Genomic DNA, 21,911 nt, shown 5'->3' on the forward strand with positions numbered 1-21,911 from the left:
CCGCCCCGCCCCTCAGGCCTTGCGAACCCGCTCGATTCCGGCGTACGCACGCGGCGCGTAGCGCAGGCGCTCCGGGAGCAGCGGCCAGACGGTACGCACCGTTGTCGCGAAGAGGCCGAAGAGTTTCTGATCGAGCGGGCGCCAGCGCAGGTCCAGAATTTCGCGGGCTCGTTGGGGCATGAGCGCATTGGCCAGCCAGACATTGAACGCCATGACCGGCCGCCAGATCACCGACCACACCGGCTCCGGGATACCGGGCATGGCGGGGATCCGGGTACTGCCGAGGCCGAGCGCGAAATCGGTGGTCGCATTGGCTTCCAGCACCTCGTCGATGGTGCGGTTCCAGTATTCCTCGAACTCGGCGTAATTCGAGACCAGCACCCGGTCGGACAGTCCGTACATCCGCCACCAGGTGACCCCTTCGGCGATCAGCTGATCCTTCTCCGCGGCGGTCAGCGGGGTGCCGAAATGCTCGTTCAGGGCGAGGGTGAGTTCGACGAATGTGGCGTGGGTCCACCAGTACACGTCCGGGTTCAGCGCGTGGTAGCGCTCGCCGCGGGAGTCGGTGCCCTTCAACGGGCGGTGGTAGTCGCGGACGCGGCCGGCCTGCGCCTCGGCATCGGCGTCGTAGATCATGCCCTGGATCTGCGGCAGGGAGCGGATCAGGCGATCCCAGGGGTCGGCGAAGAAATTCGAATGGTCCTGGAGCGCGGCACCTACCGCCGGATGCATGTTCTGCAGGATGCCGGTGCGCCCGAGGAACAGCATGTTCCGCAGATCGCCGGCGTATTTCCAGGTCAGCGAACCGGGGCCGATCGGTGCGCCGGCCGGGGCGGACGGAACGGCGGTGTTCGGAGCACCCATGGTCCGATCTCCTTCTCTCTCCGAGGCGAAGCTATGAGACGGATGTTAGTTCACCATCTCACTCTCTCGTCTCCTCGGGTGCCGAAGGACACCGCGCTCGGCGAATAGCGACCCCGCCGGAGCAACTTTGTCGTATCGTTGTCCGGACTCTTGTCCATACAGTTGTTCATGTGAGTTCGGAGCCCGTCCGCCCGGCCGCGCGACGGGCCCGGGGCGCTGAGAAAGCGAGTACACGATGAAGACCAAAGGCGCTCTCATCTGGGAATTCAACCAGCCGTGGCAGATCGAGGAGATCGAAATCGGCGACCCTCGTAAACACGAGGTCAAAGTCCAGCTCGAAGCCGCGGGGATGTGCCATTCCGACCACCATCTGGTCACCGGCGGTATTCCGATGATGGGTTTCCCGGTCCTCGGCGGTCACGAAGGGGCGGGCAAGGTCATCGAGGTCGGCGAGGCGGTCGAGGACCTCGCGGTGGGCGATCACGTGGTGCTGTCCTTCATCCCGTCCTGCGGGAAATGCCGGTCGTGTCAGGCCGGGTTGCGCAACCTCTGCGATCTGGGCGCGCTACTGCTCGCGGGCACCTCGGTGACCGACGGGTCGTTCCGGATCCAGGCCCGCGGCCAGGACGTCTACCCGATGGCCCTGCTGGGCACCTTCTCGCCGTACATGGTGGTGCACGAGAGCTCGGTGGTGAAAATCGATCCGTCGATCCCGTTCGAGGTCGCCTGCCTGGTGGGTTGCGGCGTCACCACCGGCTACGGGTCGGCGGTGCGCACCGCCGATATCCGGCCCGGCGACGATGTCGCGATCATCGGCCTGGGCGGAGTGGGTATCTCGGCGCTGCAGGGCGCCGTCCATGCCGGGGCCCGATACATCTTCACGGTCGACCCGGTGCCGTGGAAGCGCGAACAGGCACTGAAATTCGGCGCCACCCACGCCTACGCCACCATCGAAGAGGCGACCGCCGCATGCGCGGAGATCACCTGGGGCGGTATGGCCAAGAAGGTGATCGTCACCGTCGGCGAGGTGCACGGTGAAGATGTCGACAGTTGGATGGGGATCACCGCCAAGGCGGGCACCTGCGTACTCACCGCCATGGGCAGCCTCACCGAGAACCAGGCCACCCTGAACCTGTCCATGCTCTCGCTGCTGCAGAAGAACCTGCAGGGCACCATTTTCGGCGGCGGCAACCCGCACTACGATATCCCGCATCTGCTGTCGATGTACCAGGTGGGGAAGCTGAATCTCGACGATATGGTCACCCGGCAGTACCGGCTCGAAGATATCAACGAGGGCTATCAGGACATGCTCGCCGGACGCAATATCCGCGGGATCATCCGCTACACCGACGCCGACCGGTAACCCCGATGCGTTACGCGCGCCGCAGAGCGAGCACCGGAATCGTGCGGATCCCGCGGGCCTTCTCCTCGTACTCTGCGAAACCCGGGTAGCGGCGGGCCTGTTCGGCATAGATCCGGTCCCGTTCCGCGCCCGATACCTCGGCGACGGTGACCGGATAGGTCTCGGTGCCACGCTCCACCGTGGCCTGCCCGGCCGCGGTGAGGTTGTAGTACCAGTCCGGATTGGTGGGAGCACCGGCCTTACTGGCGAATACGTAGATGACGTCGCCGGGATTCTGCTCGTCGGGCAGGTACATGGTCGGCGCCACGGATTCGCGCCCGCTTCTGCGGCCGCGGTGATGCACCAGCAGCATCGGCGCACCCTCGAAAGGCCCACCGACGCGGCCCTCGTTGGCCCGGAATTCCTCGATGATCTGTGTGTTCCAGTTGTCGGCCATACCCGAGGATTATGCCGCCGGCCGGACCGCCACGCCCGGTATCGCAGACGTGTGGCGCGGATGCCCCTGCCTGCGCGCGGGTATCCGACGTTCCACGGTTGTCACACTGGTGTCCATGGCGTTCAGCAACGACCCCGACGGCGACCAGTTCTTCGCATTGCGCACCTACCGCGCCGATGGTTCCCCGGTGAGCACCCCGATCTGGCTGGCACCCGCCGGCGGCCGCTGGTACGGGTACACACCGGGCCGGTCCTGGAAGGTCCGCCGAATCCGCGCGGATTCCCGGGTCGACGTCGCCCGCAGCACATTCGACGGCACGCCGACGGGCCCCTGGCAATCCGGAACCGCCCGGGTAATACCCGCCGACCAGGTGCGCTCGGCGAAGCGGGCGCTGACAGCCAAGTACGGCACCAAGTTCCGGGTCTTCGTACTCACCCTCCTACTGGGCCGTTTCCGCCGCCACGGCGGGCAGGCAGTGGGGCTGGAAATCTATATTCCGGACGGACTACCGGTGTTGCGGCGCTGAAACCGGGGAGGCACACGCCGCTGTCCTGAAACGCTCGGAGCGGGTTCCCGGTCGGCCCGGTCCGCACCCCTCCGCGGCCAGGTATCTCAGCGCACGCACAGCGGAGCGATATCGGGTATGCCGCCGGTGGTCGGTGACGTGAGGTATATGCATGGGCTCTGCCCCGCCGCTTCGATTGCGGTACGCACCTGCCGCCAGGCCGGGGCGTCCAGCGCGACCCCGCGCGCCAGCACGAATCCGGAGAGCCGGCTCGGGTCGGTGACCACGGCCCAGGAGTAGTCGGGAGCGAGTGCGGTGACGATGTAGTTGGGCGGCCCGTCGATCGAGTCCTGACCGGGCACACCGGCGAAACTCACGTGCAGTTGCGCCCGGGTGAACGGATCGGTGACCTTCGCGGTACCCCGGATCTCGTTGCTACCGCCCGTCCAGGTCGTGCACCGGTTGTACACCGCGATATTCCCCTGCGCGTCCGGCGTGTATTCGGCGCGGGTATCGCGGGCACATTCCAGATTGAACGGCTGCGGGACGGCCGCGAGTTGATTCCAGGTCCCGAGATACCGGTCCAGATCCAGGGCGGGTACGGGCGCCGGACCGGTGGGTGGTGGCTGCGCGGCGACGGTGCCGGCGGTGAGCGCGACCCCGGCGGCGAGTGCGGAGATGAAGCCGAGAATGCGATGAACTGCGCGATACGTGGTCACGGTGGCTCCTCGTGAATCGGCGGATGGACCCATCCTACGGAACCGTGAGCTGCGGTGATCCAGAAGACGCCCCGTCGCCGTACAGAGGTGGGTCCGAGTTGGTGGAAATGAGACACCGCCGGGATCAGGCGGTTCACACTCTTCCGAGCGTCTCCGCCACGGCCAGCAGGTCGTCCGGAGTGCCGCCCATGATGAGGGCAGCGTGCTCGGTGATCGCCTCGGTCGGCCAGTCCCACCATCGGACCCGCAGCAGCGTCTCGACCTCGTCGGGGGCGAAACGGGTCCGGATGGCACGGGCGGGGTTACCCGCGACGATCGCATACGGTTCGACATCCTTGGTCACCACCGAATGCGCGGCGACCACGGCGCCGTCACCGATCTTTACCCCGGGCATGATCGTGGCCGACCGGCCGATCCACACATCGTTGCCGATCACCGTATCGGGCAGTGGATCGATCGCGGTGAAAACCTCGAGGGTGTTCTCTGCCCACGTACCGCCGAACATGGTGAACGGGTAGGTGGACGGGCCGACCATGGGATGGTTGCCCCCGGGCATCAGGAAGGTCGCGCGGGGCGCGATCGCGGTGAACCGGCCGATCACCAGCCGTTGCGGGCCGTAGTTGTAGAGGACATTGCCTTCCTGGAACGGCACACCACTGCCCTCGTCGTCGAAGTAGGTGAACGCACCCACCTCGATGAACGAAGAGTCGACCTGATTCGCCAGGAACACCACATTCGTCAGGTCCGGACGTGTGGACGGATGCAACTGCATCGGATCGGGCGCGGCCAATGCTTCCTCCCTTTTCGCACCGACGCCGGCGCTTCGAGCACCGGCCGACCGTGCCGACTCTACGGAGCAGGGCCGCCGGCCGGCCCGCGAACCCTCGAACGGTCCGCGTTTCACCCCTGGCGAATCCGCGACCGGCCGGTCATCCGGCCATAGTGTGCCCGCGTCCCAGGGGAGATCGAGCCCGATCGGAGCGAGGTAGATAATTCTTCTGGCGCGACCGCACGCGCCGTAGGGCGCAGGACGCGATGCGCGGCACGGGGCCCGTACAGGCGGCCCGACCCACACCTGCCCATCCGGCGCGGCCCCGCATAAGGTGTGCCCATGTCCGACACACGCACCGGCTATCTCACCGACGCGGGCGAGATCTATCGCCGATCGTTCTCGATCATTCGCTCCGAGGCCGAGCTGGACCGGTTTCCGGCGGATATCGCGCAGGTGGTGGTGCGGATGATCCACGGTTGCGGCCAGGTCGATCTGGCGGGCGATATCGCGTTCACGCCCGGTGTGGTGGCGGCGGCGCGGGATGCTCTGCGGGGCGGCGCGCCCATCCTGTGCGATGCGAACATGGTGGCGTCGGGCGTCACTCGTACCCGCTTACCCGCCGACAACGAGGTCCTGTGCCTGCTGCGCGATCCGCGGGTCCCCGATCTCGCGGCCCGGCTCGGGACCACCCGCTCGGCGGCCGCGCTGGAACTGTGGCGCGACCGCCTCGAGGGTGCCGTGGTGGCCATCGGGAACGCGCCCACCGCGCTGTTCCACTTGCTGGACATGGTCGCGGCCGGTGGCCCCGCACCCGCTGCGGTACTGGGCATCCCGGTGGGCTTCGTCGGCGCCGTCGAATCCAAGGAAGCCCTCACCGAGAGTTCGGGGCTGGAATATCTGACGGTCCGTGGACGGCGCGGCGGTAGCGCGATCACCGCCTCGGCCCTGAACTCGATCGCGAGCGAAGAGGAATGACCGTGCGGACCGGAAAACTCTGGGGTGTCGGACTGGGTCCCGGGGACCCCGAACTGGTGACGGTGAAGGCGGCGCGGATCATCGCCGAAGCCGATGTGATCGCGTTCCACAGTGCCCGCCACGGCCGCAGTATCTCGCGCGCGATCGCGGAACCGTATATGCGGCCGGGTCAGCTCGAGGAGCATCTGGTCTATCCGGTGACCACCGAGACCACCGACCATCCGGGCGGCTATCAGGGCGCCATCGACGAGTTCTACGCCGCGGCCGCCGAGCGGCTGGCCGCGCATCTGGCGGCGGGCCGGTCGGTGGCGTTGCTGGCCGCTGGGGATCCGTTGTTCTACAGCTCCTATATGCATATGCATCGCCGGCTGGCCGACCGGTTCGAGGCGGAGATCATTCCCGGTATCACCTCGGTGAGCGCGGCGACAGCGGCGCTGGGAACGCCACTCGTCGAGGGCGAGCAGGTACTCACCGTACTCCCCGGCACCATGGCACCGGACGAACTCACCCGCCGCCTCGCCGCCAGCGATGCGGCCGCGATCATGAAACTCGGCCGCACCTATCCGGCCGTCCGCAAAGCGCTCGCCGACTCCGGCCGGCTCGACCGCGCCTACTACGTGGAACGGGCCAGCACCGGCCGCGAACGCGTCTTGGCCGCCGGCGATGTGGACGAATCGCAGGTCCCCTATTTCGCGATCACCATCGTCCCGGGACCGGAACCGACGACCGTACTGCCCGTGGGTAAACGTCCCGGGACGATGTCATCGGACGACACCGGCGCGGACCACGGCCACCACTCGACCGGCACAGGAGTCGCGATCCCACAACCGGCCCCGGACCTCGATACTGCCGGCGACCTGCAGGCTCGGGACGGAAACCGCGGTGCCGCGACACGCGATATCGGCGAATGGACAACAGCGGCAACCGGCCCCGGCCCGAGCTCCGCATCCGAAGCCCACGACTCACACCGCGAACCGGATCCCGCCGGAACGACTCGACCCGGAACGGGCACGGGTGAAGTTGTCGTCGTCGGACTCGGCCCGGGCGATACCGCGTGGACCACCCCGGAGGTCACCGCGGCGCTCGCCGCCGCGACCGATCTCGTCGGCTACACCACCTATATCGACCGGGTCCCGCTGCGTGCCGGTCAGCGCCGCCATGCCAGCGACAACCGAGTGGAATCCGAACGCGCCGCCATGGCCCTGGACTTGGCCGCCCGCGGCGGGCAGGTCGTCGTGGTGTCCTCCGGCGACCCCGGAGTGTTCGCCATGGCAGCCGCGGTTCTCGAGGAATCCGCCGGCCCGCAGTGGGCCGGAGTGCCGATACGGGTACTTCCCGGAGTGACGGCGGCGAATGCCGTAGCCAGCCGGGTAGGCGCACCGCTGGGCCACGATTACGCGACCATCTCACTGTCGGACCGCCTGAAGCCGTGGGAAGTGGTGGCGCGCCGCCTGGCGGCCGTCGCTGCCGCCGATATGGCGATCGCGATCTACAACCCGGCGTCCAGTAAACGCAGATGGCAGGTCGGAGCGATGAAGGACATCCTGCTCGAACATCGCGCGCCGGAAACTCCTGTGGTTCTCGGCCGCGATGTCGGGGGCCCACAGGAGTCGGTGCGGGTGGTGCCGCTCGGCGAGCTCGAACCGGCCGAGGTGGATATGCGCACCCTGCTGATCATCGGTGCCTCCACCACCGCCCTGGTCGGTGGCGGCGACGCGCCACGGGTTTTCACCGCACGGCGATATCACGGCTGAAACCCGATCCGATAGCATTCCACTATGGAATAACGTCGGGGAAAGGGGTTACGTGGTGAACGGCAATCGAAAGCGGCCATTGAACTCCACGGCCGCCTCATTATTGGGTTTCCTGCACGACGGACCGATGTCCGGGTGGGATCTGGTGACCCTCGCGCAGGAGCGGATCGGCGATTTCTGGACCATCACCCAGAGCCAGGTCTACCGGGAGCTGGCCACGATGGACGCGGCCGGTCTGGTGGTGAAGGGCGAAACCGGCGCCCGGGAACGCACCCCGTACCGGATCACCGAGGCCGGGCGCGCGGAGTTCGCCGAATGGATCGCCCGCGATCCGAGCGCGGAGACCATCCGATTCCCGCTGCTGCTCACCCTGCATTTCGGCGGCCACCTGGACCGTGCCCATCTGGCCGCCATCATCGAGAACAGTCGAAAGGTGCATCAGGAGCGGCTGGACCATTACCAGGCCGAGTCGGCGCAGACGATGCCCCCGTACGCGCGCGCCACCCTCGAGTTCGGGATCGGTTACGAGCGTGCCGTTCTGGAGTGGTTCGATCGGTTACCGGAAATCCTGGCCCCGGCGGGCGGCTGAACCGCCACGGGCCTCACCGTGCAGGGTTCCGGTTCGTCCGGCATCGGCCGGGTGGCCGCACGAAACGGCACTACCCGCGCTCCGAGGTCCGATCACGTTGCGCAGCCGCATAATCGACTACCCATTCACGCGCGGCGGCGACAGATGTGACCTCGACGAGCCCGGGAGGCGTCGGCGGCCGATCGACCATCACCACGGGAATACCCGCTTCCCGGGCCGCGACGAGTTTGGCCGCGGTGGCCGCACCGCCGCTGTCCTTGGTGACGAGCACCTCGATACGTTGTCGCGCCAGTAATGCGCTTTCCGACTCCACTGTGAAAGGACCGCGGGCGAGCAGGATCTCGTGACACGGTGGCAGCGCGGCGTCGGGTGGATCGATGGCACGGATCAGGTACCACGGGCGGGTGTATCCGGCGAAAGCACCGACACCCTGCCTGCCGATGGTGAGCAGGATCCGGTCACCGGTGTCCGCGGATACCTCGGCGGCCGCGGCCAGGTCCGGGACTCGCAACCAGTGATCGCCGGGGCCGGCGGTCCAGCCCGGCCGGTTCAGCCGGATCATCGGCAGGCCCAGCTCCACACTCGCCCGCGCGGCATGCGCGGTCATGGTCGCGGCGAACGGATGGGTGGCGTCGACGATCAGCTCTATCGCGTTGCCCGTCGACCAGTTCCGCAGGCCCTCGACACCGCCGAAGCCGCCGACCCGAACGGTCCCGCCGGGACGGACCGGATCGGATACGCGACCGGCGAGCGAGGACACGATCTCGAGTCCTCGCTCGCCGGCCAATGCATGGGCCAGCTCCCGGGCCTCCCCGGTACCGCCCAGCAGCAGAATTCTCAGGGCTGCCCGCTGAAGTAGGCCATGGCCGAATCCAGCAGCGGCGGACCACCGGCCACCGCGAGCCCGATTCCGGCGCCGATGATGGCACCCGGGAGCAGGCCGATTCCCAGGAACAGGAACCCGATACCCGCGCCGATGGCCGCACCGACGGCCGCACCCAGCGAGGCGTCCTGCAGTTCGTTCATGAACCACTGCTGGGCACCGATGAATTGGGCCTGCGCGGGCGCACCCGCCACGGGGGTGGCCTGCGGGGTGAGGGTCAGCCGGCTGCTGTCCTCGTCGATGGTGGCGGCGACGGCAACGACCTGGCCGCCGGCCTGCTGGCTCAGCGGAATACTGGTGAGACGTTCCCCGGCAGCATTGGTCAGCACCACCGCGTTGTTGGCGGCGTCCAGACTGAACACACCCCCGGAAACCGTGGTGACCAGCGATTTACCGGCCTCGGCGAGGGCCAGGGTGTAATCGACGCCGCCATCGTGGCCGGTGACCTCCGGTACCGCGTTCGCCTGCTGTTCGACGGCCGGTGCCGCGGGGGCAGGAGCGGCGTAGCCGGTGCCGGCGGCGATCCCGGTGGCCGCGGCCGCCATGATCGCGGTGGCGGCGAATTTCTTGTATTTCACTTGTGTTCTCCGAGGTTGCGCGCGAGCCCGGTGACCCACGCTCGGAACGCCCACCGAGAATACTCCCGCTGTCCGATTCGTCCATTCGAATGTCACAGTCACGCAGTGGCGGCCGATCAGCCCTTCACAACAGACCACTGTGTCACCGGTAGCTGCGGACGCCAGGTCGTGAAACGTCCCAGCGGCTCCCCGCGGTAGATCTGGAACCGGCGTAATTCCCCGCCGTGCTCCCCGGCCCACGAGATCAGCAGTGATTCCGATTCCGCGGTGACGGCATTGGCCACGAGCCGCCCACCCGCGGGCAGCCGCGACCAGCACAGATCGAACAGTTGCGGCGTGGTGAGGCCGCCCCCGAGGAAGATCGCGTCGGGCGCGCCCGCTACGGCCTCACCGGTGAGTTCGGCAACCGCCTCGCCACGCACCTCGATATCGGGAACGCCCAGCGCGCGGGCATTTCCGGTGATCTGCTCGCGGCGCCGGTCCAGGACTTCGAATATCACCGACCGGCAGGACGGATGGGTGCGGCACCATTCGATGGCGATACTGCCGGAACCGCCGCCGATATCCCAGAGGGTCTCGCCCGGTCCCGGTGCGAGTGCGGCGAGGGTCAGCGCCCGGATCTCCGATTTGGTGAGCTGACCGTCGCCGGTATACGCGGAATCAGGTAGCCCCGGTTGCCGGGTGCGACGCGGATTCCCGGGTTTGCCGGTCACCGCTATCGCGACAATATTGAGCGGATCACCGGGGACTTCCCGCCAGTCCGCGGCGACGCCCGAGACGATTCGTTCGGCCGGGCCACCCAATTGCTCCAGCAACGTCACCCGGGAGGGCCCGAAACCGTGGGAGCGCAGCAGTTCTACGATCTCGGCGGGAGTCCCGGCGTCCGCGCTGAGGACGAGTATCCGCCGGCCGTCGATCAGTTCCGGCAGCACCCGTTGGACCGGCCGGCCGACCACGCTCACGATGCCGACCTCGGGAAGCGGCCAGCCGAGCCGGGCGCAGGCCAGCGAGGCCGACGACGGCTGGGGCAGCACCCGCAGCGATTCGGGGCCGAGCAACCGCGCCAGGGTCGTGCCGATGCCGTAGAACATCGGGTCGCCGCTGGCGAGTATGCCGAGCCGGGTATCGCGCAGATCCGCCAGCAGGCCCGGTAACGCGGGCACCAGCGGAGACGGCCAGGACTGCCGGTCGGCAATGATCTCGGGAGGTAGCAGGGCGAGCTGCCGATCCGACCCCAGCAGCACCGTGCATTCCCGCAACGCCTCCCGCGATGTCTCCGACAGCCCCGCCCAGCCGTCGGCACCGATACCGACCACGGGAACACGAGGCCCGTTCCACCGCATCGCCGGGTCGGCGCTCATACCGCGCCGCCCAGAGTTGCTCCGGCAGCACCACGATCGCGGAGAGCCGGTATCGGTTGCTCCCGGTCGACGCGGCGCCACCCGGCTCCGGCGACGCAAGGATCATGCTGCCGGCGGCCGGCACGTGCGCTCACCTCGGCAGCCGCCGCCAGACCGCCTGGGGCAGCAGGCGCATGCCGAAAAACACGGGGCGCAGAATCCCGGGTATCCAGACCCGGGCGGCGCGACGGCCCAGCGCACCCACGACCGCGTCGGCGACCTGGTCGGGCGTGCTGGAGAACGGCGCCGGACTCATCCCCTCGGTCATCCGGCCGATCACGAATCCCGGGCGGGCGAGCAGCAGGTGCACCCCGCTGCCGTGCAGCGCATCGGCCAGACCGCTGGCGAAACCGTCCAGCCCGGCCTTGGCCGACCCGTAGACGTAGTTCGCCCGCCGAACGCGCACCCCCGCCACCGAGCTGAAGACGACGAGATGTCCGCGGCGCTGGGCGCGGAATTCGTTGGCCAGTACGGTCAGGACGCTGACCTGGGCGGTGTAATCGGTGTGCACCACGGCCAGGGCGTGGGCGGGGTCCGCTTCGGCCAGGGCCTGATCACCCAGTACGCCGAACGCCAGGACCGCGACACCGACCGGGCCGTAGTCGGCGACGATCTTGGCCAGCAGTGCCGGATGGCTCGCGGTATCGGCGGCATCGAATTCGACCGGATGAACGGCCGTCGCCCCGGCCGCGGTGAGCGCCGCGGTTTCGGTGTGCAGTTCCTCGCACCGCCGCGCGGCCAGGACCACGGCCCGGCCGGGTGCCAGCCGCAGCGCCACCTGCAACCCGATTTCGCTGCGTCCGCCCAGCACCAGCACTGTGCCCGGGTCGATCCCTCGTCTACGACGCACAACCATGCGCTCAGTCTGTCATCCGGGGCCGGTCACGACCCGCACCGGGAGCCCCCGAGTCCGGTCCAGGTCACCCGCTACGGTCCTCGTATGGGAACCCATACAGTCGAATTGTCGGCCGCCGCCGTCGAGTTCCTCACCGAACGGCATCTGGCCACCCTCACCACCCTGCGTGCGGACGGCACGCCCCATGTGGTGCCGGTGGGCTTCACCTGGGACGATGCCGCCGGACTGGTCCGCGTGATCACCAACGGCAGCTCGGTGAAGGCCCGCAACATTCGACGGTCGGGCTATGCCTCGGTGGGCCAGGTCGACGGCCGGCGCTGGCTCACCCTGGAGGGCCCGGCCACGGTTCTCGACGAACCGGAGCAGGTCCGGGAAGCCGAACGCCGCTACGCCGAGCGCTACCGCACCCCGCGGGAGAATCCGGCCCGGGTGGTACTCGCGGTCGAAGTCCGCCGGGCGCTGTGCGGGATCGCCTTGCGGACCGCCTGACGACCCGGGCGCCGGCCGCAGCCTCCGCTCGACAGATTGTCAGGCGGGCAGGACGGTGAGGCCGTGCGGCTGCTGGTTCATCGAGACACAACCGTCCTCGGTGACCACGACGATGTCCTCGATCCGCGCACCCCATTCACCGGGGAAATAGATCCCCGGTTCGATACTGAAGGCCATGCCGGGGCGCAGCTCCAGATCGTTGCCCGCGACGATATACGGCTCCTCGTGCACCGACAGGCCGATCCCGTGCCCGGTGCGGTGGACGAACGCCGCACCGAACCCGGCGGCCTCGAGCGGTTCGCGGGCCGCCGCATCCACCGCGGCCGCCCGTACCCCCGGGCGTACGGCGGCGACGGCGGCGGCCTGCGCCCGTTCCAGTTCGGCGCAGCGGGCGGCGATCTCCGGATCGGGTTCGCCGAGCACGTAGGTGCGGGTGGAATCGGAGTAGTAGCCGGGTTCCACCGGGCCGCCGATATCGATGACCACCACATCACCGGCCGCGATTCGCCGGTCCGACACCTCGTGGTGCGGTATGGCACCGTTGGGCCCGCTGCCGACGATGACGAACTCGGCCCCGGTATGCCCCTCGGCCACGATCGCGTCGGTGATGTCCTTCCCGACCTCGGCCTCGGTACGCCCCACTTGCAGGAATTCGCCCATCCGGGCATGGACCCGGTCGATGGCGGCGCCCGCGCGCCGCAGTGCCTCGATTTCGGCGTCGTCCTTGATCATGCGTAGTTCCCGCAGCACCGGGGTCGCGGAAACGGGCAACCCGCTGAAACTGTGCGCGAGCGGCAGGAGATGCAGCGCGGGCATGGCATCGGCGACCGCCACCCGCGACCCGATATGCAGTGCCGACTGCACCAGGTCGTAGGGGTTCACGCCGTCCACCCAGTCCAGGACGCGCAATCCCAGCTCGTCCACCGCAGACTCCCGCAGCCCGGCGACCTCCAGTTTCGGCACGACGACCGAGGGTGTGGCCTTATCGGAGGTGATCACCAGGCAGGTGAGCCGCTCGAACGATTGCGCGGAGGAACCGATGAGATACCGCAGGTCGGGGCCGGGAGTGATGAGCAGCGCGTCCAAATGCGCTTCGCGGATCAGTTGTACCGCCCGCTCCAGCCGCTGCTCGTAGATTTCCGCCGCGAACCGTGACTCCGTGTGCGCGCTCATGATCTCGAACTTACCCGGTGTCCGGGGGCGGTACACCGGATCGGTCGGTGGGGCCCGGTAGATTCCGGCAGGTGACTACGACCGAATCCGCACCGCGTCCACTGCTGCTGCTGGACGGAGCGAGTCTGTGGTTCCGGGCTTTCCACGCCATCCCGGACAAGATCACCGCGCCGGACGGCAGATCGGTGAACGCCCTGCGCGGGTTCACCGATATGGTGGCCGCCCTGATCACCCGGCATCGCCCCGCCCGCCTGGTGGTCTGCCTGGATCTGGATTGGCGCCCGCAGTTCCGGGTGGATCTGGTGCCGACCTACAAAACGCATCGCCTGGATACCTCCACGGATGCCGAACCGGGTGCCGAAGTGGTGCCGGACCGGTTGACGCCGCAGGTCGAGATGATCCTGGAGGTGCTGGCGGCCGCAGGTATAGCCACCGGCGGCGCGGCCGGTCTCGAAGCCGACGATGTGCTCGGCACCCTCGCCTCCACCGAACGCACCGATCCGGTGGTCGTGGTCAGTGGTGACCGCGATCTGCTGCAACTCGTACGCGATACCCCCGAACCGCCGGTGCGGGTGCTCTACGCCGGTCGCGGACTGGCCAAAGCCGAACTCTTCGGCCCCGCCGAGATGGCGGCCAAATACGGCGTCCCGCTGGTGAACGCCGGCCCCGCCTATGCCGATATGGCCACATTGCGTGGTGATTCGTCCGATGGGCTGCCCGGTGCGCCGGGAATCGGCGAGAAAACCGCCGCCACCCTGATCAGCCGGTTCGGTTCACTCGAGGCGTTACGCGCCGCCGTGGACGATCCCGGCGCCGAGCTCGCCCAGGGCATCCGCGCCAAACTCCGCGCCGCCGCCGACTATCTCGACGCCGCGGCCCCGGTGGTGCGGGTGGTCCGCGACGCGGATGTGATCCTGTCCCGCCCCGATATCCTGCACCCCATCCCGGCCGACGCGGAGGCGCTGCAGGAATTGGCCACCACCTACAACGCCGAAAGCCCCGTCAAACGTTTGATCGCCGCCCTCGCTGCCTGCGCCTGACCGGTCCACTACCGGGCGCCTGGACAAGGTCCGGGTGCCCCGGCGGCGGCATCTGTTAGATGCGCATATCGTCATATGGAGATTTTTTCCCTGTGAACCAGCGGCATGGGGTCGGCAAGGTCCGGAGTCGAGTCCGGCAAGGCCGGAAAGAGTTCGGCCCGCCCCTGCTGTCAGCGCTCGACGCCATGCAGCGAAGCCGCAAGGGTCGAATGCCACCAGCAGAAACGGGCCGAAAACCGCGGCGCCGCAACCGGAGACAATCAGCTCGGTCGGCCGACCTCGTAGGTCCCGTCTTCCTTGGTGATCTTGATATTGACGGTCTTGTCCTCGCCGCCCACCTTCAGATCGCAGGTGAACGTCGCGTCCACCGCGACCTCCTGCCCCGCCGGGCACTGGACATCCTTGACGTCCTCGATCCCGTAGGACTCCTCGAGCACCTTGGCCACCCCGGTCTGCACCGCGGCCTGATCGAGTTCGTCCTTGGCGGTCAGCATCAGGATCGCGACCACCACACCGGCCACGACCACCACACCGAGCAGCACGAGCCCGACGATCATGCCGGTTTTCTTACCGCCCCCGCCGGTGGGTTGCTGCTGCTGCGCACCCCACTGCTGCTGGGCCGGCTGCCCCCACTGCCCGGATTGTGCCTGCGGCTGCTGACCCCACTGCTGCTGTTGCTGCTGGTTCGGGTCGCCCCATTGCTGCTGCGGCTGCTGCGGCTGCTGAGTCGGGTCACCCCACTGCTGCTGCGCCTGTAGCGGCTGCTGCGGCTGATTCGGATCGCCCCACTGCTGCGGCGGCGGCTGCTGACCCCACTGTTGCTGAGTCGGGTCGCTCCACTGCTGCGGCTGGGGCTGTTGTGGTTGGGGTTGCGGCTGACTCCACTGCTGCGGTTGCGGCTGCCACTGCTGACCGCTCTGGTCACCACTGCCCCATTGCTGGGTGGCCTGCGCCTGCTGTGGATCGTTCGGGGGCTGTGCGGGCGGCTGGTTCCCCCACTGCGGCGCTGCGCCGGGCGGCTGCTGCCCACCCCAGACCTGGGTGGGATCGTTACGTCCCTCCCCGGGTCCCGGGGCGTCGTTCGGTCCGTACGGCCCACTCATCTGGTTGCCTCCACTCGCATCGTCAAACACACGGTAGCCCCCCGCGTGCGGTTGAAATCAAATCACAATCGATGGTCTCACGCTGCGTCCACGGCAACGACACCGCGCCGAATCGCCCGTACGGCCTTGGCCGCGGTGGCCGCGACCTCGGTATCGTCTGCGGTGCTGTGGATCTGGTCGAGCAGATCGATCACCTGCCGGCACCAGCGCACGAAGTCGCCGGCCGACAACGGCGTGCCCTGATCCCCACCGGCCAGCATGGCGTCCACAAGGGCATCACCGCGGGCCCATTTGTAGATTCCGTCGACGAAACCGAGATCGGGTTCCCGGGTCGGCGCGAGCCGGTGCTCGGATTCGTCGGTGCGCAGCCGGGACCACTGGGCGATGGTATCGGCCACCGCCCGCCGGATCGGTGCCGTCGGCCCGCTTGCCCCGAGATAGCCTCCCTCACTACGAGATTCGAAGACGAGTATGGAGACAACGGCCGCCAGTTCGGCCGGCCCCAGCCCGCGCCACAGCCCCTGGCGCAGACATTCGGCCACCAGCAGATCGCTTTCGGCATAGATCCGGGCCAACCGCCGCCCGTCCGCGGTGACCTCGCCGTCGTGCACGAATCCGCGTTCCTCCAGGAGGCCGACGATCCGGTCGAAGGTGCGGGCCAGCGAATTCGTGGTTGTCGCGACCTTCTGCCGCAGGGCCTCGGTCTCCCGGCGCACCCGGTTGTAGCGCTCCCCCACCCGGGCCAGTTGTTCGCGATCGGGCCGGGAATGCGCGGGATGGGCACGCAGTGTGCGCCGCAGTGTCGCCAGTTCCGGATCATCCGCACCGCGGGCGCGTTTATCGCGGCGGCCACGGCTGGGTGCGGTGATCCCGGTACTGCGCAATGCCGACGCCAGATCCCGGCGCGTGCGGGCCGTGCGATGGTCGACCCGGCGCGGTAACCGCATCCGGCCCAGCGGTTCGGCGGGCACCGGGAAATCGGCCACCGACACCCGGCCCGCCCATTTGTCCTCGGTGAGCACCAGCGGACGCGGATCACCCGGTGTGGCATCGGGTTCCAGGATCACCGCCAGACCGGCCCGGCGGCCCGCGCCGATAGCGACCACATCACCGCGCCGCAATTCGGTGAGCGCCGCGACACCGGCGGTACGCCGGTCACTGCGGGTCTGGTGGTTCAGCTGCCGTTCTCGCTGTTTGATCCGTTCCCGCAGGCCGAAGTATTCGAGGAAATCACCCTCCTCGCCGCCGAGCTGGGCAGCAAGTTTGCGCAACTGGCCTTCGTTGCGCTCGATACCCCGCACCAGACCCACCACCGAACGATCGGCCTGGAACTGCGCGAACGACCGCTCCAGCAGCATCCGCGCCTCATCGGACCCCAGCCGGTCGATCAGGTTGATCGACATGTTGTAACCCGGTTTGAAGGAGCTGCGCAGCGGATAGGTGCGCGTGGACGCCAGACCGGCGACCGCGCTGGTATCGACCTCCGGTTGCCAGAGGACCACCGCATGCCCCTCGACATCGATACCACGGCGGCCCGCGCGTCCGGTGAGCTGCGTGTACTCCCCCGGCGTGAGTTCGGCATGCGTTTCGCCGTTGAATTTCACCAGCCGCTCCAGCACGACGGTGCGCGCAGGCATATTGATCCCCAGAGCCAGGGTTTCGGTGGCGAACACGGCCCGCACCAGACCTTTGACGAACAACTCCTCGACCGTGTGCCGGAACGCGGGCAACATCCCGGCATGGTGCGAGGCCAGCCCTCGGTGCAGCGCCTCGCGCCACTCCCAGTAACCGAGCACTTCCAGATCCGCGCGCGGCAGCTCGCCGGTGTGCTTGTCGATGATCGCGTCCACGACCTCGGGGTCGGCCGCACCGCTCAGATTCAGCCCCGACCGCAAGCATTGGGCCAGCGCGCCGTCGCATCCGGCCCGGCTGAAGATGAAGGTGATAGCGGGGAGCAACCCTTCCTCGTCGAGCCGGGCCAGTACCTCGGGCCGGGGCATCGGGCGGAAGAACCGGCGCGGGCCGCCCCGGCCGCGCGGGCCGCCACCGCCCCAGCCATCCATCCGGTCGGCGGCCTCCCGCTGTTTGATGTAGCGGACCAGATCGGAATCGACGAGTACGCGCTGATCGGAGGATTCGCTGTCGAACAGGTCGAACATCCGGCGGCCGACCATCACGTGCTGCCACAGCGGCACCGGCCGGGTCTCGTCCACCACCACCGCGGTATCGCCGCGCACGGTCTCCATCCAGGCGCCGAACTCCTCGGCGTTGGATACCGTCGCGGACAGGCTCACCAGCCGCACCTCGGGCGGCAGGTGCAGGATCACTTCTTCCCAGACCGCGCCGCGGAACCGGTCGGCCAGGTAGTGCACCTCGTCCATCACCACATACGACAGCGCACGCAGGGCATCCGACGACGCGTAGATCATATTGCGCAGTACCTCGGTGGTCATCACCACCACCTGCGCGTCCGGATTGATGGACTGATCGCCGGTGAGCAGTCCTACCCGGCCCCGGCCGTACCGTTCGGTCAGGTCGGCGAACTTCTGGTTCGACAATGCCTTGATGGGCGTGGTGTAGAAACATTTGCCGCCGGAGGCCAGCGCCAGATGCACCGCGAATTCCCCGACCACGGTCTTCCCGGCCCCGGTGGGCGCGCACACCAGCACCCCGTGGCCGTTTTCCAGGGCGGTACAGGCTTGGCGCTGAAACGGGTCCAGCTCGAATGTCAGCTCGGCGGCGAACCGGGACAGTTCGGCGGTCAGCGACGCGTTCGGTGTCACGTGTCCGAGACTAATGGAGGATTACGACACCGGTCGCGCCGATAAAATCCCGCGGTCGGCCCCGGCGGCGCCGGGAGGCTCAGAGCGTGTCCGAATAGTCCGGTGCCGAACCCTTGGCGGGGCCGGGTGCGCGCACCGGGTCGTCCGCGGTGATCGGGGCTGCCGGGTCGACCGGGGAGGGCGCTCCGATCCGCGATGCCTGCTCGTCGTCGAGAGTCCCCAGCTCCTGTTCGGCGCGTTTGGCCCGCCGCCGGTCGTTGATCCGCGCGAACTGCACCGCCACCTCGAACAGCACGGTCAGCGCCAGGGCCAGCGCCAGCATCGAGAACGGGTCCTGCGGGGTGACGATGGCCGCGAAAACGAACAGTCCGAAGATGATGCCGCGGCGCCACGCCTTCAACCGTTCGTAGGTGAGGATCCCGATCAGGTTGAGGCCGATGATGAGCAGCGGCGTCTCGAAGCTGACCCCGAAGATGATCAGCAGCTGAATGATGAAGCTGAAGTACTGCGAACCGCTCAACGCGGTGATCTGCACATTGTCGCCGATGCTGAGCAGGAAGCTCAGGGCGTGCGCGACGAGCCAGTAGGCCAGGACCGCGCCGGCCACGAACAGCACCGACCCGGAGGCCACGAAACCGATCCCGTACTTACGTTCCTTCGGGTACAGACCCGGTGTGATGAACGCCCACAGCTGATACAGCCAGACCGGGCAGGCCATCACCACCCCGGCGGTCATACCGACCTTCAACCGCAGCATGAACTGCTCGAACGGCCCGGTCGCCAGCAGCCGGCACTCTCCGTCCGGGGACAACGCCGCCCGCGTCGAATCGGGCAGATCGCAGTACGGGCCGCGCAGGACCTCGCCGAGGCTGTCCATCCAGAGGAACGAATTCGCATACCACAGGAATCCCAGGACGGTGGTGACGAGAATGGCCGCGAGGGAGATCAGCAGCCGGGTGCGCAGCTCTCGGAGATGCTCGACCAGCGACATCGTGCCGTCGGGATTCGTGCGCCGTTTGCTGCGCCGGGGGTCGAACGGAATTCGCATATGTGTGTATGCCCTCGTATCAGCGTGCCTCGCTCCGCTCGGCCTGCGGCACTGAACCCACCCCGGCGCTCACCTGCGCGGGGTGGGGATCGGTGCCCGGTCGGCAGCGCCGGGTGGACAGCCGTCGCAACGGGCCCGGGCGAACCCTGGCCCACGCCGGACGGGTCTCAGAGCGTTTTCGACTCGCTCCGGTTCTCGGTGGGCGATGCGTTCGCCTCCCGGCCCGACGGCAGTTCCGGAGCGGGCGTGGCGACACCGGTGCTCGCGGACTTGCTGTCGTTGTGCATCTCGCTCACCTCGCTCTTGAAGATCCGCAGCGACCGGCCGAGCCCGCGAGCCGCCTCGGGCATCCGCTTCGCGCCGAAGAACACCAAGAACACCGCCGCAACGATCACCCAGTGCCAGATGCTCATAGAGCCCATTGTGGAAACCTCCCAAGACTGTGGTCTCTCTGATGCTACCTGCCGTAATGCCGGCACCGGACCGGAGCGGGGCCACTCACAGGCATGTCACAGCCGTTGTCGACCGCCGTTCACCGCCACGCCGCTTCCGCGGCACCCGCACGGCCGGCGCGGAGCAGTCCGGTTCAGGCCGATTCGTCCAGTCCGGCGCCGTGATACGCCGCCAGCGCGGCCTCGGACCGGTCCCGGACCGCCGCCACCAATTCCGGCGGACTCAGTACCGTCACTCCGGAACCGAACCCGAGGACCAGGCGCGCCATCCAGTCCAGCGTGGCGAACCGCATCGTCGCCTCCAGGCTGCCGTCCGGGTGTACCGCCATTCGATGCATCGGATACTGGTCGAGCACCCAGCCGTAATCGGGAGCGATCAACAGCCGGGCCAGCGGTACGGCGGGATCGTCCTGGAACAGATCCAGACCCGCATCGGTCGCCCGCGCCTCCTGCGGCGGCTGCGACGGTTCGGCCAGTTCCTCGGCCGATTCGATCCGGTCGAACCGGAACAGCCGCACACCCTCGGCTTCCCGGCACCAGCCCTGCAGATAGCTGTTGTCGTCCACCGCGACGATACGAATGGGATCCACCACCCGCGTCGACACCACGTCACGGCTGGCCGAGTAGTACTCGAGCCGCAGCGCCCGGCCCGCCGCCACTGCGGAACGAACAGTGGTGACCGCCGGAGCCTCCTCGGGGGGCCCGACCGAGGTCGCGGCCGGTGCGCCCCCGGAGATCGCCGCCTCGAGTTTCGCGATCGCCGCATGGGCCGCGGTCGGATCCACCATGCCGGGCAGATCGACGATCGACCGCAACGCCACCAGCACCGCGGTCGCCTCGATGGAGGTCAGGCGCAGCGGTCGCTCGATACCGGCGGTGAAGGTGACCTGCACGCTCTCCTCGGAGAACGACAGATCGATCAGATCGCCGGGCCCATAGCCCGGCAGACCACACATCCACAGCTGATTCAGATCCGCCATGAGCTGTTTGGTGGTGACTCCCAGGTCCCCTGCCGCCTCCGCGGCACTGATACCGGGGTTGGCCACGAAATACGGCACCATGTTCAGCAGGCGCGACAGCCGCGCCGACAACCGGGTACTCACAGCGCCACCTCGGTCCTATCGAATACCGAATGCAAGCGCGCCACCACATCCGCACGCAGGTCTGCGGGCTCGAGGACCAGCGCGTCCGGACCCAAGCCGGTGATCAGGCGGGCCAGCCAATGCTGCGACCGGATCGGCACCTCCAGCACACTGCCCGGCCGGCCACCGAAACTGCGGTTGCCGACGACCTCACCGATCCGGCGCAGGTCCCGCCCGCGCCCCTGCGCCACCCAGATCGTCGCGGACCCGGTGACCGGCGCGGTCCCGGTGACCTGCGCGACGATCCCCCGCAGATCGGTTCCGGCGGGCGCCTTCACCGCGTTACGCGGCCCGTAAGGGGTGATTTCTTCGCCGATACGGGACAACCGGAAGGTTCGCACGGCGTCCCGGTCCCGATCGTGCCCCACCAGATACCACCGGCCCCGCAGGGTGACCACCCCCCACGGTTCGACATCACGCATCAGATACGGCGCGTTACTGGCTCCGCGATGCTCGAACCGCACTGCCTGACCGGCGTCGATGGCCGCCAGCAACTTGCCCAGCACCGGTTCGGACCCCCGCGTCCGCGCCGGCACCGCGGGCATCGCGGCGAACGCGGTATCGGTTTCCACATGGATCCCGGCGGCCCGCAACTTCAGCAACGCACCGGCCGCCGCGGACGCCAGCTCGGGGGACTCCCACATCTGCAGCGCCACCGCTACCGCCGCCGATTCCTCGCTGCTCAGATCGATATCGGGTAGCTCATAGGCATCCCGGTTGATCCGGTACCCCTCCACCGTCGAGAACCGGCCCGAGGCGCCCACCTCCAGCGGAATGCCCAGATCACGGAGCTCGTTCTTGTCCCGCTCGAACATCCGGCTGAACGCCTCGTCGCTGGCGCACTCCTCGTACCCCGCGACACTCTCCCGGATCCGCTCCGCAGTCAGGAACTGCCGGGTCGACAGTAGCGCGATGACCAGATTCATCAGGCGCTCGACCTTGGATATCGCCACCCGACACAGCGTAATGCAGGCCGGGTACGCGGCG

General features: G+C 68.2%; 22 protein-coding genes. 7 read left to right on the forward strand and 15 right to left on the reverse strand.

Translation table 11 applies throughout. The features are described from left to right. Positions 1–12 precede the first annotated feature (12 nt). Complete coding sequence (locus tag ON22_RS13940) at positions 13–864, reverse strand: oxygenase MpaB family protein (RefSeq protein WP_033241778.1); 852 nt, start codon at positions 862–864, stop codon at positions 13–15. A 235-nt stretch (positions 865–1,099) separates the two neighbouring features. On the opposite strand from ON22_RS13940, the gene ON22_RS13945 reads away from it, so the two are divergent. Continuing rightward, a complete protein-coding gene (locus tag ON22_RS13945) occupies positions 1,100–2,227 on the forward strand; it encodes an NDMA-dependent alcohol dehydrogenase (protein ID WP_033241777.1) in 1,128 nt (375 codons plus the stop codon). Between the two features lie 10 nt (positions 2,228–2,237). Here ON22_RS13945 and ON22_RS13950 read toward each other — a convergent pair whose 3' ends face one another. Beyond that, the gene (locus tag ON22_RS13950) at positions 2,238–2,663 is read right to left on the reverse strand and encodes a nitroreductase family deazaflavin-dependent oxidoreductase (RefSeq protein ID WP_033241776.1); all 426 of its coding nucleotides are present in this window, start codon (positions 2,661–2,663) and stop codon (positions 2,238–2,240) included. 115 nt (positions 2,664–2,778) lie between these two features. Here ON22_RS13950 and ON22_RS13955 point away from each other — a divergent pair, with 115 nt between their 5' ends. Continuing rightward, on the forward strand, positions 2,779–3,189 hold the full coding sequence (locus ON22_RS13955; RefSeq protein ID WP_051743100.1) for a PPOX class F420-dependent oxidoreductase: 411 nt from the start codon (positions 2,779–2,781) through the stop codon (positions 3,187–3,189). 86 nt (positions 3,190–3,275) lie between these two features. Here the strand turns inward: ON22_RS13955 and ON22_RS13960 are convergent, their stop codons facing one another. Both ON22_RS13960 and ON22_RS38380 read right to left on the reverse strand, forming a co-directional pair. Then, on the reverse strand, positions 3,276–3,887 hold the full coding sequence (locus ON22_RS13960) for a lipocalin family protein (RefSeq protein WP_231507992.1): 612 nt from the start codon (positions 3,885–3,887) through the stop codon (positions 3,276–3,278). A gap of 133 nt (positions 3,888–4,020) precedes the next feature. Continuing rightward, positions 4,021–4,677 (reverse strand): CatB-related O-acetyltransferase, encoded by a 657-nt coding sequence (locus tag ON22_RS38380; RefSeq protein WP_269322773.1) that lies wholly within the window; start codon positions 4,675–4,677, stop codon positions 4,021–4,023. Between the two features lie 321 nt (positions 4,678–4,998). On the opposite strand from ON22_RS38380, the gene ON22_RS13970 reads away from it, so the two are divergent. The 3 genes from ON22_RS13970 to ON22_RS13980 are packed head-to-tail and all read left to right on the forward strand — an operon-like array spanning position 4,999 to position 7,977. Next, positions 4,999–5,634, forward strand: a complete 636-nt coding sequence (locus tag ON22_RS13970) for a precorrin-8X methylmutase (RefSeq protein WP_051157606.1) — start codon at positions 4,999–5,001, stop codon at positions 5,632–5,634. Beyond that, positions 5,631–7,388 carry a precorrin-2 C(20)-methyltransferase gene (locus ON22_RS13975; RefSeq protein WP_033241775.1) on the forward strand — a complete coding sequence of 586 codons (1,758 nt, stop codon included), beginning with the start codon at positions 5,631–5,633 and terminating at the stop codon, positions 7,386–7,388. The genes ON22_RS13970 and ON22_RS13975 overlap by 4 nt, the downstream gene beginning before the upstream one ends. A gap of 52 nt (positions 7,389–7,440) precedes the next feature. Continuing rightward, positions 7,441–7,977 carry a PadR family transcriptional regulator gene (locus tag ON22_RS13980; RefSeq protein WP_033241774.1) on the forward strand — a complete coding sequence of 179 codons (537 nt, stop codon included), beginning with the start codon at positions 7,441–7,443 and terminating at the stop codon, positions 7,975–7,977. A 70-nt stretch (positions 7,978–8,047) separates the two neighbouring features. Here ON22_RS13980 and ON22_RS13985 read toward each other — a convergent pair whose 3' ends face one another. From ON22_RS13985 to dprE2, 4 genes are all read right to left on the reverse strand, one after another. Continuing rightward, positions 8,048–8,818 carry a cobalt-precorrin-6A reductase gene (locus ON22_RS13985; protein WP_051157632.1) on the reverse strand — a complete coding sequence of 257 codons (771 nt, stop codon included), beginning with the start codon at positions 8,816–8,818 and terminating at the stop codon, positions 8,048–8,050. Then, entirely contained in the window at positions 8,815–9,438 is a 624-nt protein-coding gene (locus tag ON22_RS13990; protein WP_033241773.1) for a DUF8020 domain-containing protein, read from the reverse strand. Before ON22_RS13990 ends, ON22_RS13985 begins: the two co-directional genes overlap by 4 nt. A gap of 116 nt (positions 9,439–9,554) precedes the next feature. After that, complete coding sequence (locus ON22_RS13995) at positions 9,555–10,799, reverse strand: bifunctional cobalt-precorrin-7 (C(5))-methyltransferase/cobalt-precorrin-6B (C(15))-methyltransferase (RefSeq protein ID WP_033241772.1); 1,245 nt, start codon at positions 10,797–10,799, stop codon at positions 9,555–9,557. A 130-nt stretch (positions 10,800–10,929) separates the two neighbouring features. Beyond that, positions 10,930–11,694: a decaprenylphospho-beta-D-erythro-pentofuranosid-2-ulose 2-reductase gene (gene dprE2, locus ON22_RS14000; RefSeq protein ID WP_033241771.1), complete on the reverse strand. Its 765-nt coding sequence runs from the start codon at positions 11,692–11,694 to the stop codon at positions 10,930–10,932. Between the two features lie 84 nt (positions 11,695–11,778). On the opposite strand from dprE2, the gene ON22_RS14005 reads away from it, so the two are divergent. Then, positions 11,779–12,183 carry a pyridoxamine 5'-phosphate oxidase family protein gene (locus tag ON22_RS14005; protein ID WP_033241770.1) on the forward strand — a complete coding sequence of 135 codons (405 nt, stop codon included), beginning with the start codon at positions 11,779–11,781 and terminating at the stop codon, positions 12,181–12,183. 39 nt (positions 12,184–12,222) lie between these two features. Here ON22_RS14005 and ON22_RS14010 read toward each other — a convergent pair whose 3' ends face one another. Further along, the gene (locus ON22_RS14010) at positions 12,223–13,356 is read right to left on the reverse strand and encodes a M24 family metallopeptidase (RefSeq protein ID WP_033242364.1); all 1,134 of its coding nucleotides are present in this window, start codon (positions 13,354–13,356) and stop codon (positions 12,223–12,225) included. Positions 13,357–13,427: 71 nt separating this feature from the next. On the opposite strand from ON22_RS14010, the gene ON22_RS14015 reads away from it, so the two are divergent. Then, the gene (locus ON22_RS14015) at positions 13,428–14,396 is read left to right on the forward strand and encodes a 5'-3' exonuclease (RefSeq protein WP_033241769.1); all 969 of its coding nucleotides are present in this window, start codon (positions 13,428–13,430) and stop codon (positions 14,394–14,396) included. A 260-nt stretch (positions 14,397–14,656) separates the two neighbouring features. On the opposite strand, the gene ON22_RS34650 is transcribed toward ON22_RS14015, so the two are convergent. From ON22_RS34650 to ON22_RS14045, 6 genes are all read right to left on the reverse strand, one after another. Continuing rightward, complete coding sequence (locus ON22_RS34650) at positions 14,657–15,499, reverse strand: DUF4333 domain-containing protein (RefSeq protein ID WP_051157633.1); 843 nt, start codon at positions 15,497–15,499, stop codon at positions 14,657–14,659. A gap of 77 nt (positions 15,500–15,576) precedes the next feature. After that, on the reverse strand, positions 15,577–18,282 hold the full coding sequence (locus ON22_RS14025; RefSeq protein ID WP_033241767.1) for a DEAD/DEAH box helicase: 2,706 nt from the start codon (positions 18,280–18,282) through the stop codon (positions 15,577–15,579). Between the two features lie 79 nt (positions 18,283–18,361). Continuing rightward, positions 18,362–19,330 carry a twin-arginine translocase subunit TatC gene (gene tatC, locus ON22_RS14030; protein WP_033241766.1) on the reverse strand — a complete coding sequence of 323 codons (969 nt, stop codon included), beginning with the start codon at positions 19,328–19,330 and terminating at the stop codon, positions 18,362–18,364. 167 nt (positions 19,331–19,497) lie between these two features. After that, positions 19,498–19,752 carry a Sec-independent protein translocase subunit TatA gene (tatA, locus tag ON22_RS14035; protein ID WP_033241765.1) on the reverse strand — a complete coding sequence of 85 codons (255 nt, stop codon included), beginning with the start codon at positions 19,750–19,752 and terminating at the stop codon, positions 19,498–19,500. A gap of 164 nt (positions 19,753–19,916) precedes the next feature. Continuing rightward, on the reverse strand, positions 19,917–20,885 hold the full coding sequence (locus tag ON22_RS14040; protein WP_033241764.1) for a helix-turn-helix transcriptional regulator: 969 nt from the start codon (positions 20,883–20,885) through the stop codon (positions 19,917–19,919). Further along, on the reverse strand, positions 20,882–21,877 hold the full coding sequence (locus ON22_RS14045) for a helix-turn-helix transcriptional regulator (RefSeq protein WP_086007727.1): 996 nt from the start codon (positions 21,875–21,877) through the stop codon (positions 20,882–20,884). The genes ON22_RS14040 and ON22_RS14045 overlap by 4 nt, the downstream gene beginning before the upstream one ends. Positions 21,878–21,911 lie beyond the last annotated feature (34 nt).

It is taken from the genome of Nocardia carnea NBRC 14403, from assembly GCF_000308515.1.
Classification (GTDB): domain Bacteria; phylum Actinomycetota; class Actinomycetes; order Mycobacteriales; family Mycobacteriaceae; genus Nocardia; species Nocardia carnea.

Bases quoted from the DNA above. Each gene is read 5' to 3' on its own strand.
- tatC (WP_033241766.1), bottom strand. From the start codon at position 19,330: ATGCGAATTCCGTTCGACCCCCGGCGCAGCAAACGGCGCACGAATCCC.
- tatA (WP_033241765.1), bottom strand. From the start codon at position 19,752: ATGGGCTCTATGAGCATCTGGCACTGGGTGATCGTTGCGGCGGTGTTC.
- ON22_RS13995 (WP_033241772.1), bottom strand. From the start codon at position 10,799: ATGAGCGCCGACCCGGCGATGCGGTGGAACGGGCCTCGTGTTCCCGTG.
- ON22_RS13945 (WP_033241777.1), top strand. From the start codon at position 1,100: ATGAAGACCAAAGGCGCTCTCATCTGGGAATTCAACCAGCCGTGGCAG.
- dprE2 (WP_033241771.1), bottom strand. From the start codon at position 11,694: ATGGTTGTGCGTCGTAGACGAGGGATCGACCCGGGCACAGTGCTGGTG.
- ON22_RS34650 (WP_051157633.1), bottom strand. From the start codon at position 15,499: ATGAGTGGGCCGTACGGACCGAACGACGCCCCGGGACCCGGGGAGGGA.
- ON22_RS13970 (WP_051157606.1), top strand. From the start codon at position 4,999: ATGTCCGACACACGCACCGGCTATCTCACCGACGCGGGCGAGATCTAT.
- ON22_RS14010 (WP_033242364.1), bottom strand. From the start codon at position 13,356: ATGAGCGCGCACACGGAGTCACGGTTCGCGGCGGAAATCTACGAGCAG.
- ON22_RS13975 (WP_033241775.1), top strand. From the start codon at position 5,631: ATGACCGTGCGGACCGGAAAACTCTGGGGTGTCGGACTGGGTCCCGGG.
- ON22_RS13955 (WP_051743100.1), top strand. From the start codon at position 2,779: ATGGCGTTCAGCAACGACCCCGACGGCGACCAGTTCTTCGCATTGCGC.
- ON22_RS13940 (WP_033241778.1), bottom strand. From the start codon at position 864: ATGGGTGCTCCGAACACCGCCGTTCCGTCCGCCCCGGCCGGCGCACCG.
- ON22_RS13950 (WP_033241776.1), bottom strand. From the start codon at position 2,663: ATGGCCGACAACTGGAACACACAGATCATCGAGGAATTCCGGGCCAAC.
- ON22_RS14005 (WP_033241770.1), top strand. From the start codon at position 11,779: ATGGGAACCCATACAGTCGAATTGTCGGCCGCCGCCGTCGAGTTCCTC.